We start from the raw sequence: 14,626 nt of genomic DNA on the forward strand, positions 1-14,626 counted from the left end.
GCTCTTTTTGTGTTTATTTTTTATTTATTCGCAACTGATTACACGGAGAACAGTGAAATGGAATTTTGTCTAAACAATTAAAGTTTGTTTCACAAATTTGTTCTATCGTTGGAACAAATGGAATGACAACTATGTTACTATCTATTATTTGTGTAACAGGTGGCAATACTGTGCCTACTTGATGTTCGAAGCGAATACTCGCTTGATTAATATAATTTCCTGAACCACTTGGTGCACTCTGAACTGTTACTTGGAACGAAACTGTCCGTGCTTCACCTGGATTTAAACTTCCTATAAGAAACCCAGATACTGGGCTTACATTTGGCACTGGCGTATTATCAACAGTTACACTTCCAGGAACAAATCGAAAACTACTATCTAACATATCTTGAAAACGAATATTTTGTATCGCTGTATCCCCCGTATTCGTAATAACTGTCGTAAACGTAATAACATCGCCTATCGTTGCTGATTGAAGATCTGCCCTTTTTACGACTGTTGTTGAAACATTTTGAGGAATAAACGGGATAACAACTGTATTACTATCGCCTTCAACTACTACTGGCGGCTCATTAGGATTTACAGTTGCAAGCCCATTCGATGTAGCTGTATTTGTAACTAAATTATTTATTTGCCCTCCTGTTATTACAACTTGGAAATTAATAATCGCTGCATCATTTGGCTGAAAATTACCTAAAGGGATACCAGTATTCGGATTGGCAAATGGAAAAGGTACATCATTTACTGTTACCGTGCCATTTATAAATAACGTATTTGGGTCAATGATGTCTGTTAAAATAATATTCGTCACAGGAACTGTACTATCATTTATAACAGCAATTCCGTAAGTGACAACATCTCCTACCATTGCTACTTCAAAATCCGCTCCTTTTGCAACAAATAAAATTGCAGTATTTACCGTTACAATAACTGTATTACTTGTGTCCATCACTGTAACTGGTGGCTCTCCTGGTACTAAAATATATTCTGCCGATGCCCCAGCAACGTTCACTACTGTACCACCATCTGGAAAACTTGTAATTGTAGCTTCATATGTTACAATCGCCGTTTCACCGACTGGGATATCTGGTATCGTAAATCCAATCTGTGGATTTAACCCCGGCTGTGGCATTCCATTTATCGTTACACTATTTGGGACAAAATCAGCTTCCTGAGATAACACGTCTATAAATTGAACATTCATCGCATCAGCCGTACCAGTATTTAATATACGAACAGTATACGTTACCGTTTCTCCTACTCCAACAATTGGATGATCTACTTCTTTTAGCATATCTAAACTGCCTCTATTTACTGGAGTTACTGTCGTATTACTCGAACTCGTAATTGTAAACGGTGGTTCTCCTGGAATAAGTTCAAAACTACCCGTTACACTCGCCGAATTCATAATGCTATTAGAAGGCGGGATTGAGATTACAGTTACTTCAAACGTTATGAGTACACTATCTCCTACTGGGAGATCCGGTAATGAAAAGCCTACAAAAGGATCTAAACCTACTTGCGGAATCCCATTTATCTGTACACTCCCTGGAACGAATTCTAAACTAGGTGATGGAACGTCAATAAATTGCACATTTGTCGCTGTTACCGTTCCTGTATTTGTAACTTGCACACTATACGTTAACGTATCTCCTAATCGTGTCGCCTGTTTGTTGACAGTTTTTATAACATTGAATCGCCCTCTATTTACCCTTGTTATTGTCGTATTACTCGGCTCTGTTACTACAACTGGTGGTTCTCCTGGTACTAAAGTAAAACTTCCTGTTATATTTGCAACATTCGTTATCGTTCCTGAAGATGGAATATTTGTCACTGTCGCTTGGAACGTCACTATAGTCGTATTGCCAACAAGTATATCGCCAATTCCAAACCCAGTAATCGGATTTAAACCAGGTTGCGGAGTTCCATTTACCGTTACACTATTTGGGACAAATGACGCTCCTGCTGAAATCGTATCAATAAACTGAACATTGTTAGCTGTTACTGTTCCCGTATTCGTTATTTGCACTGTATACGTTAATACATCGCCAACGAGAGTCGCAGCCCTGTTCACCTGTTTTATAACATTAAATCGTCCTCTATTTACAGTTGTGAGTGTTGTATTGCTTGGTTGGTTTACTATAACTGGTGGTTCTCCTGGTACTAATATAAAGCTTCCAGTCACATTTGCCGTATTGGCAATCGTTCCGTTTGATGGCACACTGACGACGGTTACTTGGAAGGTTATTTCTACACTTTCACCTGGATTTATATCTGGAAGCGGGAATCCATTATTAGGATTGAATCCAGGTTGTAACACACCGTCTATCGTTACACTGTTCGGTATGAATGTTATAGAGGAAGGTAATACATCACTATATTGAACATTCGTCGCTGTCACTGTTCCCGTATTTTGAACTACTGTTGTATATGTGATTGTATCTCCTACTGCAACAACCGGCTGACTTACTGATTTTAAAACATTCAAACCAGATTCATTTATTTTCGTTAATGTCGTGTTACTTGTCGTTGTTTCAGTAATAGGCGGCTCTGTTCCACTTACAGCAAATGTAGCCGTAACATCCACAAAGTTAACTACTGTTCCACCTTGAGGTATGCTCGTTACCATCTCTTGGTATGTGACAAGTACAAAATCACCTACAGGTATATCTGGAACTGTAAAGCCTATGAACGGATCTAATCCAGGCTCTGGTATTCCGTTTATACTCACACTTCCTGGAACAAATGCTACACCACTCGTACTAGAATCAAGAAATTGAACATTTGTTGCCGGCACTGTTCCAAAGTTAAAAATTAATACATCGTAAGTTAATATTTCTCCAACCGTTGCTGCCTCTTTATCTACTAGTTTTAATGGAAAAATAGACGCTATATTAATCGTCGTAACGACTAAATTTGTTAATATCGTTTGCGTAATCGGTGGTTCCTGCGGATTTGGTTGTGAAGTAAATGTAACGTCAGCATCGTTTAATATGACTTCATTATCTGGAATCTCTGTAATCGTCACTTGGAATGTTACCGTAATACTTCCACCAGCATTTAATGACGGAGTAACTGTAAATCCTATTTCAGGATTTACACCAAGTTGCTGTATTCCACCTATCGTTACACTATTTGCGACAAATGTTGATCCTTCTGGAATGACATCTTGGAAGAGTACATCTGTAACAGGTATAATTCCTACATTCGTTATTAGAACGGTATACGTTAATACATCTCCAACAGCTCCAGCAGCAACATTTACAGTTTTTGTTGCTGTTACTTCACCAGGAGGAGGTAACGGTATTGTAACTACTGTCGTATTACTTGAATTTGTCGTTGTTACAGGCGGTTGTAAAGGATTTAATAAAAAAGTGGCTGTAGCAGATGCTGTGTTTAGTACTGCTCCACGTGTAGACGGTGCAACTACCGTAACTTGGAACGTTACTGTCAATGATGTTCCAGCTGCGATATTAGGGAGCGGGAAACCAGCATTTGGGTCAAAGCCAGGTTGAGGCGTTCCATTTATCGTTACACTATTTGCGACAAATGTTGTTTCTGTTGCAATCGGATCAATGAAAGAAACATTCGTCGCTAGTACTGTGCCATTATTTCGAATGACAACAGAATACGTGTAAGTCTCTCCAAGTGCTGCTTGTTGTACAGATGAAGATTTTTGTATATTTAACTGTGCCGTATTTACCTGTGTCACTACAAAATTACTATTCGTAACAGTCGTTATAGGAGGTCCTGCCGGATTTATAAGGAAGCTTGCAGTAACGTTCGATTGATTTCTTATATTCCCTCCACTTGGAACACTCGTCACTGTAACTTGAAACGTAATTGTAGCGGTTTGCCCGACTGGAATATTTGGTACTGGAAAACCTGTCATAGGATTCGCGCCTTGCTGAACAACTCCATTTATCGTTACACTATTCGCTACAAATGTAGCTCCAGTTGGGATTGGATCTTGAAAAATGATATTTGTTGCAGGAACAGTTCCTGTATTTTGAATAAGAATCGTATACCTTAACGTATCTCCTATACCTGCTTGTGGTGTATTTACACTCTTCATTACATTAAGTGATCCTACATTCACTCGCGTCACAACAATATTACTAATCGTTACAATTGTAATTGGTGGCTGGAGAGGACTTACTTGGAAATCAGCAGTGACATTCGCATTATTCGGAAGAACTCTATTTGATGGTACACTTGTAATTAACACTTGGAAAGTAACTGTTACCATCGTACCTACCGGAATATTAGCAAGCGGAAATCCAGTTGTCGGATCTAAACCAGGTTGAGATATCCCGTTTATTGTTACACTATTCGCAACAAACGTTGTTCCAGATGGAATCGGATCAAGGAATGATACATTTGTCGCTGCTACTGTTCCACTATTTTGTATACGAACTGTATACGTTAACGTATCTCCTACACCGGCTTCACTAGCACTTACGCTCTTCATTACATTTAGCCCTGAAGAATTCACAACTGTCATAACAGTATTACTTGGTACTGTTACAGTAATGGGTGGCTCTGTTGGATTTACAAGGAAATCTCCAGTTACATTCGCATTATTTACGACATTATTTCCTTGGGGAATTTCATCAATTAATACTTCAAACGAAACAATTACACTTGCGCCAGTAGGCAAATTATTTAGTGGGAATCCAAGTTCTGGATCTGCTCCTTCTTGTAAAACACCATTAACTAATACACTGTTTTCAATAAATAATGTCCCTTGCGGAATTGAATCTTGGAAAAATACATTTGTCGCTGGTACACTACCTGCATTTATGATTTCGATTGTATATACTAAAACATCCCCTACCGTTGCAACATCCGTATTGACTGCTTTCACAACTTCAAAATTCCCCGATTGTACAGTTGTGTTAACAATGTTACTAGGAACATTAATTGTTACTGGTGGTTCACTCGGATTCACTTGAAAACTTGCTGTTACATTTGCTTGATTTAAAATATCTTCATTTTCTGGATCCTGTACAATTAATACGTCAAATGTGACTACAACTGTCTGAGCCGCAGGAATATTTGGAAGAGAAAATCCTGGATTCGGATCCAATCCACTTTGCGGTACTCCATTAATTGTTACAGAATTTGCAACAAATGAAACAGCAGAAGGAATAGGGTCTTGGAAAAATACATTTGTTAGCGGAACGTTTCCTGTATTTTGAACGGAAATCGTATACGTTAAAGTATCCCCTACTGCTGCTTGCGTTGTATTCACTTCTTTTATTACATTTAAACCACCTGTATTAACTTGTGTTACAACGGTATTCGTTTGCCTATTAATCGTTACTGGCGGTTGATTCGGAATAACGACGAAATTAGCAGATACATTACCGCGATTCGCAATCGTGCCTCCTGATGGGGTAGATGTAACTCGTACTTGAAAAGTCACCGTTCTACTTCCACCTGGAGATATATTCGCTACCGTAAAACCAGTCGCTGGATTTGCCCCAGGTTGCGAAACTCCATCAACAGTTACACTATTTGGTATAAAAGTCGTTCCAATTGGGATTGGATCTTGAAAAATAACGTTCGTCGCCAATACATTTCCTGTATTTTCAATTGTAACGGTATACGTAAGAACGTCGTTAACCGTCGCAAAAGCTTTATCCACTGTTTTTCTCGTTCTTATATCAGCTATATTTATTGTAGTAAATACTGTATTACTTGTCGCTTGGCCTGAAACTGGTTGTTGACCAGGAACCGGAATAAAGTTAAACGTTGCACTTGCACGGTTCGGGATTGGATTTACAAGAGGATTAGATGTCACTCGAACTTGAAAGCGTACTACAGTCGTTTGCGAAGCATTAATACTTCCAAGATTAATACTACTTGCGGGATTCGCTCCTGGTCGAGCTACTCCATTTACCGTAACACTATTTGTTACAAACATTGTTCCAGCAGGTATACTATCGACAAAAATAACATTATTTGCAGCGACATTCCCATTGTTCGTGACATTCACTGTGTACGTTAATATGTCATTAAGTGTTGCCGTCTGTAGATCTACAGATTTTTGCAAACTTAGATTTGCACGGTTTACCGTCGTCTGTACTGTATTTGAAGAAGCTGTACTTGTGATAGGAGGACTTCCGACGAAAGGACGGAATTGGTACGACACCATTGCATGGTTTGAAATAGGATTTGGGTTCGGAAACGATGTTATTCGAACTTGAAATGTAACAATTCTTTGCGTGTTATTTGGGATTGTACCTAAATTTATCCCACTCGCGGGATTCGCACTCGGTTGTGTTACTCCACCTACTGTTACACTACCAGCTATAAATGTTGTTCCGTTCGGAATACTATCTTGTAATACAACGTTTTCTGCACTTCCTGTTCCTGTATTCAGAACGGTAATCGTATAGGTGAGAATATCTCCTATTCCTGCAACTGTTTTATCAACTGATTTAACAGGATTTATAATCGGCCCCGTCGCATCAATTTGAACACCAAAACCAGCTGCCGCATAACCATCACCATTTGTAACGAAACGAACAGTTGCTGAAGTTTGATTATTAACTAATGACGATGAAGCATCTACGTTTGTAATATCCCACCCTTGTCTTCGAACGGCCAAAGCTATCCCTAACGGCTGATTCAAATCTCCAAACGTCCCGGTTGTATCTAATTCCCCAATATCATTACAAATTTGAGACTGAAAGAAATTATTTGCGGGATTTCTCGGTCCGAATAATGCAACTGTAGCGTTTGCATTCGGACCAAAGCGAAGTTGATCTCCAGAAATGTTAGAATCTCCTTCTTGAACAGTTACGAGCACTCTTCCTGTAACAGCTCCTGTAGCCGGAGTAGCAAACCCTGAAATAGTAGCATCAACTGGCGGGGATGAAGCATCGATAATTTCTTGGCCTGCATATACTGACAAATTCCGAAGTGGTAAACTTGCATTTTGATAAACAACCTCAAGTGTCCAACCAGCAGAACGACTGATTGTTGGATCAGCTGAAGTTCTTGCAGCTGGCACGGCACCTGTTGTATATGCGCCTGCCCCACCTGCACTTACAAGATTCGTTACATTAGCAGAGCGAGCATAATAAAACTGCTTTCCTACTGAACCTTGCTGCGCGGTAGCGGGATCTGGCGTAACAGCAAACGTCCCTGATGGTGTTGTAAATGTAATATCATCATTTAAAAACGGTAAAACATCTTCCGTATCAGTCCGGTAAGTACCAGCCCAAACTAATTCCGCATATAACACACTACTCCCCGCCGGAAGATTTAAAATTGCACTTGAAGAATTCAATTGCCATTCATCCGTTGTTCCTGCTGGGAATCCTGGTACTTGTAGCGCTGTATTTACCGTTGTAAATACAGCAAGTGTACCAAAAATATTACCTGGCGCAGGCGATGTAGGGCTAAGCCCTAACGTATTCCCAGTGAACGTGACTGCACCAGGTACTGTCGTTGTAAAGCGATTCATAAAAGGCACATAATCATCTCATTTCATTTATAGTAAAAAGTGCTCTATACTATAAAATGTAGACAAACTATGCAACGTACGTTGTCCAACAAAATTCCACATATATGGAGAGGAGTTTATTACACTATGCGCTACGTTATCGTAACAGGAACTTCACAAGGTTTAGGTGAGGCAATCGCCGCCCAATTGTTAGAAGAAAACACGAGTATCATCTCTATTTCTAGAAGAGAAAATAAAGAGCTTACTAAACTCGCAGAACAATATAACAGCAAATGCATTTTCCATCCCTTAGATCTTCAAGATGTACATAATTTAGAAACTAACTTTAACGAAATCATTTCATCTATTAAAGAAGACAATGTATCTTCTATTCATTTAATTAATAATGCGGGTACAGTTGCACCTATGAAGCCGATTGAAAAAGCAGAAAGCGACCAATTCATTACGAACGTTCACATTAATTTACTTGCACCGATGATCCTTACTTCCGCTTTCATGAAACATACGAAAGACTGGAAAGTAGATAAACGCGTTATAAATATTTCATCTGGCGCAGGAAAAAATCCTTATTTCGGATGGGGAGCTTATTGTACAACGAAAGCCGGTGTAAATATGTTTACACAGTGCGTAGCTACTGAAGAAGTGGAGAAAGAATATCCTGTAAAAACTGTCGCTTTCGCACCTGGTGTTGTTGATACAAATATGCAAGCACAAATTCGTGAAACAAATAAGGAAGACTTTATTAACTTAGATCGATTCACCGCATTAAAAGAAGAAGGAAAGCTACTGTCACCTGAATATGTTGCGAAAGCTATTCGTAACTTACTAGAAACTGAGAATTTCCCGCAGGGTGAAGTAATTCGAATTGATGAATAACAAAGAGGTACGCTATAATAGCGTGCCTTTTCATTCTATTTCTCTAAAAATATGAGTACAGACTCCATCATCTTCTCATAACCAATCTCTTGATAAATTTTATTTGATGTTGGATTTGCCAGGTCCGTATATAATGTCGTTGTTTTGTAGCCTTCATCTAACATACGTTGACTAAGTGCAGCGATACAACTAGATGCGTACCCTTTTTTCCGAGCTTCTTTCGGTGTATATACGAAATTAACTGTTATATTGTTTGTAGTCGGTCTCGTTTTTGCAGCTACAGAAACAATCTTCCCGTCTACTTCTAAACCAAATAGACGATGATTAGTAATTAATGTATGAGCAGTTTGTTTCGCTTCTTCTTTCGTAGTAGGAAGCTTCACATCTTCGCAAAATTGATATATCCACTGCTCTATTAATGTTAGCTCATCACTACTTACTTCTCGAAAGATTCCATCTCCGTTCCACTTTTTCTTTACTTGTTTTAATTCATATATACCTTGCTCCATTGCAATATTAGTTTTCTTATTCTCTAACACTGCAATCTCTTCCGCTAATTTCTGTACGATTTTTTTATTACCAATCAATCCAGGAATATTTGGATATACTTTCGTTAACTCTTTTGCAAGTTCCTTAATAGCTACTGCCGAAATCTCAGACGTAGCAACAATTATTTGTTTCTTTTCTTCTGTTTGAAGAAATACAGCTGCAATTTCTTCCTCTTGTTTTGCTACTCCTATAAATATCGGTTCTTGGACCATTTGTAATACACCTAATATGAGATTATTTTCCTGCTCATTCTTCTCTAAAAATGGTGTAACCTCTTCTGTAAAATTAAGAATCTCTTCATATACATGTAGTTGAATCATCGATAATCTCTTCCCTCGATTTATATTTAAATTAAGTATTGGCGATTAATTCATTAAATCCTTCTTTTACGATTCAATAATATTCGAAGCTAACGTATTCAAATCATTTTCAGCTTGTAAAATTCTTTGTTTTTCCTTTTCAAATACCTCTTCTTCTTTTTGAAATGACTCTTTTCGATTTTTAATCATACGCTCCATCTCTTTTTTACTCGGTCCACCATATACATTTCTTTTTTGAATAAAAGCTTCTGGCGATATAATTTCTTTCCACTCTTCTTCTAATAAATTTACTTTCAAATTTTCTTGTAAGTATACATTTATATCTTTGAAATTTAATTCATGTAACTCCTTTTTCTGCTCCAATGACATATTCGCAATCGCACTTGCTGCATGATGTGCATGCCGAAATGGTATTTCATAGTTTTTTGTTAAAACATCTGCGAAATCTGTAATCGTAATCGCGTGTTTATATGAACGACTTTTTAACGTTTCCTCTTCTACTTTCATCGTTCGAATAACTGCGTTCATCATACAAAAAACACGAATCGCCTTTTCGATTCCTTTATATAAATACGGCTGCAAGTCATCCTCCGTATCGACAATATCGCCAAATGGTGTATTATGAATCATTTGAAATACAGTAAATGCTTCCCCTAAAGCACTACTCGTAATAGCACGGGCATGTTCTATTGAAACAGGATTTCGTTTTTGCGGCATAATACTACTTATTTGCACATATGGCTTCGCTACAGTAATCCCATCATATTCTTTCGTCGCTAATAGTAAAAAATCATGAATCCACCTACTCGTATTCGTCATAATTACCATTAGTAACGAGCTAACTTCTAATAAATAATCCGCTCCAGCAACAGCATCATATGAGTTCTCAATTACATTTGTAAACCCAAGTAACTGCGCCACTCGTTCTCGCTTAATTGGGAAGCTTGTTGTAGAAAGGGCAGCTGCCCCCATTGGAGAATGATTTAAAAGATGATACGCTTTTTTCATTCTTTCTAAATCTCGTTGCATCGTATCGTAAATTGCCAAAACATAATGACCAAATGTTGTCGGCTGCGCTGGTTGGGTATGTGTATACGCGGGCATAATTGTTTCCATATGTTCACTGGCGAGCTCCAGCATACTTTCTTGCAGCAATAAATGATGTTCCATTAACCGCAATACAAATTGCCGTAAACTCATGCGATACATCGTTACACCCATATCATTTCTACTTCTACCGATATGCATATTACTTACAAATTCACACTTTGCTTCTTGAGAAAGCAAATGTTCAACTAAGAAAAAAAGATCTTCATGCTGCTCCGTATATAATAATCTATCCTTGGGAATTGCCTCTACCTTTTTAAGTGCTGCTAGTATAACTTTAGCTTCTTCTCTTTTCATCAACTTTTCTTCAGTTAACATAATAATATGTGCCCTATGCACTTGAAACATATCTTTCAATAAATAATTGCGTTGAAAATCAAATACATGCTGTAATACACAATCCACATATGTTTTCCCAGGGAAATCAGCGCCTTCACTCTTTATAAACTCTTCTTTACTCTGTTTCATCACCTTTTCCCCTCTCACCTAAGTATTACTACCCATCATACCCAGGGATGGCAAAAAAGTGCTTGTACGTAAAAATAAACTCGGTGCTTATAGCACCGAGTTTATTTAATAAAAGTCGCATCATACTTATCACTTTGCAACACTTGGAAATGTAAATTTGCTAAGTGTTTACGTATTTCAGCACTGTCATCTTCATTTAAATTATTTGCTAAGAAAACAATTTCTGTACAGTTTCCGCGTTTATCCATTGCATAAACTGCTTTAGTTACCGTCCATGGTGTATAACCATTCTTTTGTCCAGCATGCCTGAATGTTTTACGATATTTCTTTGCGCTCATATCTGTTTCAACGATATTCGCCCACACTTTTTCTTCAGCTTCTGTAAGACCACCCTTATGATTTGCCTTTTGAAGCAATACCATATAATCATTTGCCGAAGCAGCAGGCAATCTATCCGACCAAATTTTGTCGTATCGTTCCTCTAAATAAAGAGGAATTTCCTTCTGTAATAATGGTCCCTTCTTTTTTAAGCGTTCATGAATAATCATGGCATACTCTCGATATTGCTCTTGGGACATTTCTTTTAACTTTTTCTCTATTTTATATTTTGGAACATGTAATTCTTTATGCAAATATCCTGGAATATATAATGATGAAACAATCGGAAATAGTGGTTGGTGTGCAGGGAGCGATAAGCTTTGTAAATTTCGATTAATGTTATCTAGCCCTAACAATTCCATTAAATATTCAGTATTTGCATTTGAACTGAACTTAACCATTCCTTTTGCAACTTCTTCTAAAGAAACCGCTCCTTCAGTTATCTTCCCTGTTTTTTGCAAATAATTTTGCCACCTGTCTTGTGCACCACCATCTGTATTTGGTACATAATAACGATTCACATCATTAATTGAGACGAAACTAGACGGATCAATTTTCCCTTCGGTAACTTGTTTCGTATATTCAAGCGCCACAATTAATTTCATCGTACTAGCAACTGGCAATACAACATTTGGATTTACAGAATAAACAACTTTATCATTTCTCTTTACTAGAAGCGCGCTATTTTTTTCATCTTTATGTTCTTCAATAAAGGATGCTATATATTCCGCATCATCATTATTTGAACTCCAAACTTTTTTCACTAAAAAGTTACCTGATATTAGCAAAACAAAAATACCCACAACCACTGCGCATACTATAGTTTTTTTCAAGTAAAATTCCTCTCCTATTGTGTAACTCTTCTCTATTTATCTTTTAAAAACAACATAATGGAGATGATTATTTAAATAATCATCTCCATTATTTTAACTTGTATGTTCCTATTATGTCTACGTCATAATTTTCACAAAATCCTCTAGAAACTTTTTATAATGTAAAGACCAGCCAATTTTAACCCAATTTTTCAACGCTTTTGCTTCAGGTTGCGGGCGAAAATCAGCGATACTTTCCCCTTTCGCAACTCCAACCGTATCTACATCAACACGACGATACACGTAATCTAAAAGAGATGGATTTGCCGCTACCATCATTGTAACAACGTCATGTACTGGACTACCTGTTATTTTGGGATTTAACTTTTTATAAGCTTTATAATAATACGTAAATATCGGTTCGATTAACTTATTAAAACTTGTTTTAGAGTTTTTCGTAATATATTTTACCATCTCTGGTGTAATAATTGCTTCGGATGTAACGTTAAGCGGCACTACTGTCACATTTTTTGCATTTTGCATAACTAATTGTGACGCAATAGGATCACCATGAAAATTCGCCTCTGCGACTGGTGTAACATTTCCAGGCATTAAGAACGCACCGCCCATTATATAATATTCTTTCACATACTTCATCATCGGTTTTTCTAAAATAAAAGCTGTTGCCAATGTTGTTGACCTACCAGCATCAACAATAATTAATTCTCCTTTATACTTTTCAAGAATATCGAAAAATGCACAAAAGGGTTTTATATTTGGTGAAAAAGCTTTTGGGGGTTTAATAGGTCCTAAGCCATCTACGCCGTGAATTTCTGGATAATACGTCACAAAATCACCAGACAAAGGTATTTTAGCACCATTAATAACAGGTATATCTTCCCTGCCAGCTATTTGCAATAAATACGCCGCATTACTCGTCGCCTTTTCCTGCGTTACATTCCCATATCCAGTTACTACTCCAACAATATCAATATCAGGATGCAATAATCCATACATAATTGCTAAAGAGTCATCAATTCCTGGGTCTCCTAAAAATAATATTTTTTTCATAGACCTCAACTCCATCCCATCAATTGTTATTACTTTATGAATACATGACGGAATACAGAATGAAAAAGATAAATTTTGTATAAACAAAAAACGTAGGAACTTCATATTAGAAATCCCTACGTTTTTCTATATTTTTATGCTACTTTTTTCATCGTAACCATACTACCAATTATATAAGAGATAAATGCAAAGCAAATCGGGAAAACAACTGTATGTATACCGAATGGATTAGGGTAGCAAAGGTGAATAAACATATAGGAACCTACTCCAACTAAAATAGATGCGAGAGCTCCAGTTGCATTTCCTTTTTTCCAATATAAACCTAACACAATCGGCCAAATGAACGCTGCTTCTAAACCACCGAAAGAAAATAAATTTAACCAAATTAAAAAGTCTGGTGGCTTAATAGCGGCAGCATATACGAGTAATCCTACGATACCAGTAATCAATAGGCTACCTTTCTTTATCGTACTATCCGCGGCATCTTTATTTATGTAGTTCACATATATATCTTTAATAATTGACGAACTTACAAGTAATAATAATGAGTTCACAGTAGACATTATCGCTGCCATTGGTGCAGCTAAGAAAACTCCAGCTAACCAAGGTGGCAACACTTCCATCGCGAGTAGCGGCATTACTTTATCTGGTACCGTTATGCCTGGAAGGACTACTCTTGCAAACACACCTGTTAAATGCATACCAATCATAATCGTACCGACGACAACCGTTCCAATGATTAATGCTTGGTGCATAGCTTTTGAATTTTTATAAGACATAGCACGCACACTAATTTGCGGTAATCCAACGACACCAATCCCAATTAAAATCCAAAATGATGTGACATATGATTTCGTTAAACTTCCATCCGCTCCGAACGGTGTTATTAAATTCGGATTAATTTGAATAAGTTCCTGCATAATCTTTTCAACTCCGCCACCAGCAATGACAGTAGCAATTAAAATGATTGTTGTTCCGACTAACATAATGATTCCTAATAACGTATCTGATAAAGCGACTGCACGAAATCCACCAATTAACACATACACAAGTACAGAAAATGTAAATAAAAATAGTGCCGTTGTGTAGGAAAGTCCTGTTAGCGACTCAATTAATCGTCCTCCGCCAACCCACTGGGCTACTGTTGCTGAGAACAAAAAGATTATAATACATAACGCAGAAAGAACAACTACCGCTTTATTATTGTATCTGCCCTTTAAATAATCAATAAGCGTAATTGCTTCCATCTTTCTAGCGATAATAGCAAACTTTTTACCAATAACCGTTAAAACGATATATCCTGTTACAACTTGAATCGCTGATAACAGCACCCAGCCAAGACCCATATTGTAAGCAATACCAGGCCCGCCGATAAAGCTACTTGCACTACCGTACGTAGCAATCATCGTCATAGCTAATAATAAGCCACCAAGTTCACGCCCACCAAGAAAATATTCTTGTAAAAATTTATTATTAGCGGTTGCTTGTACACGTCTTGATGCATATACACCAATTAAAAACACAACGATAAAAGAAATTATCATTGGGATTATTACATACCAATTCAT

At 37.4% G+C, this 14,626-nt stretch carries 7 protein-coding genes; 1 reads left to right on the plus strand and 6 read right to left on the minus strand.

Annotated features, from left to right (window positions below):
- Positions 1–13: 13 nt before the first annotated feature.
- Positions 14–7,486 carry a DUF7507 domain-containing protein gene (locus tag MR066_RS17335; protein WP_242247957.1) on the minus strand — a complete coding sequence of 2,491 codons (7,473 nt, stop codon included), beginning with the start codon at positions 7,484–7,486 and terminating at the stop codon, positions 14–16.
- Between the two features lie 117 nt (positions 7,487–7,603).
- On the opposite strand from MR066_RS17335, the gene MR066_RS17340 reads away from it, so the two are divergent.
- A complete protein-coding gene (locus tag MR066_RS17340) occupies positions 7,604–8,353 on the plus strand; it encodes a (S)-benzoin forming benzil reductase (protein WP_002137669.1) in 750 nt (249 codons plus the stop codon).
- A gap of 35 nt (positions 8,354–8,388) precedes the next feature.
- Here MR066_RS17340 and MR066_RS17345 read toward each other — a convergent pair whose 3' ends face one another.
- From MR066_RS17345 to panF, 5 genes are all read right to left on the minus strand, one after another.
- The gene (locus tag MR066_RS17345) at positions 8,389–9,222 is read right to left on the minus strand and encodes a GNAT family N-acetyltransferase (RefSeq protein ID WP_043313737.1); all 834 of its coding nucleotides are present in this window, start codon (positions 9,220–9,222) and stop codon (positions 8,389–8,391) included.
- A 66-nt stretch (positions 9,223–9,288) separates the two neighbouring features.
- The gene (gene argH / locus MR066_RS17350) at positions 9,289–10,797 is read right to left on the minus strand and encodes an argininosuccinate lyase (protein ID WP_002137671.1); all 1,509 of its coding nucleotides are present in this window, start codon (positions 10,795–10,797) and stop codon (positions 9,289–9,291) included.
- Between the two features lie 101 nt (positions 10,798–10,898).
- Positions 10,899–12,008, minus strand: coding sequence for a serine hydrolase (locus tag MR066_RS17355; RefSeq protein WP_002137672.1), 1,110 nt, complete (start codon positions 12,006–12,008; stop codon positions 10,899–10,901).
- Positions 12,009–12,125: 117 nt separating this feature from the next.
- Complete coding sequence (locus MR066_RS17360; RefSeq protein ID WP_043313738.1) at positions 12,126–13,058, minus strand: nucleoside hydrolase; 933 nt, start codon at positions 13,056–13,058, stop codon at positions 12,126–12,128.
- 134 nt (positions 13,059–13,192) lie between these two features.
- Positions 13,193–14,626, minus strand: coding sequence for a sodium/pantothenate symporter (panF, locus tag MR066_RS17365; protein WP_002087740.1), 1,434 nt, complete (start codon positions 14,624–14,626; stop codon positions 13,193–13,195).

Origin of the sequence: Bacillus cereus group sp. BfR-BA-01523 (genome assembly GCF_022662615.1) — a bacterium.
GTDB classification, from domain to species: Bacteria; Bacillota; Bacilli; order Bacillales; family Bacillaceae_G; genus Bacillus_A; species Bacillus_A mycoides.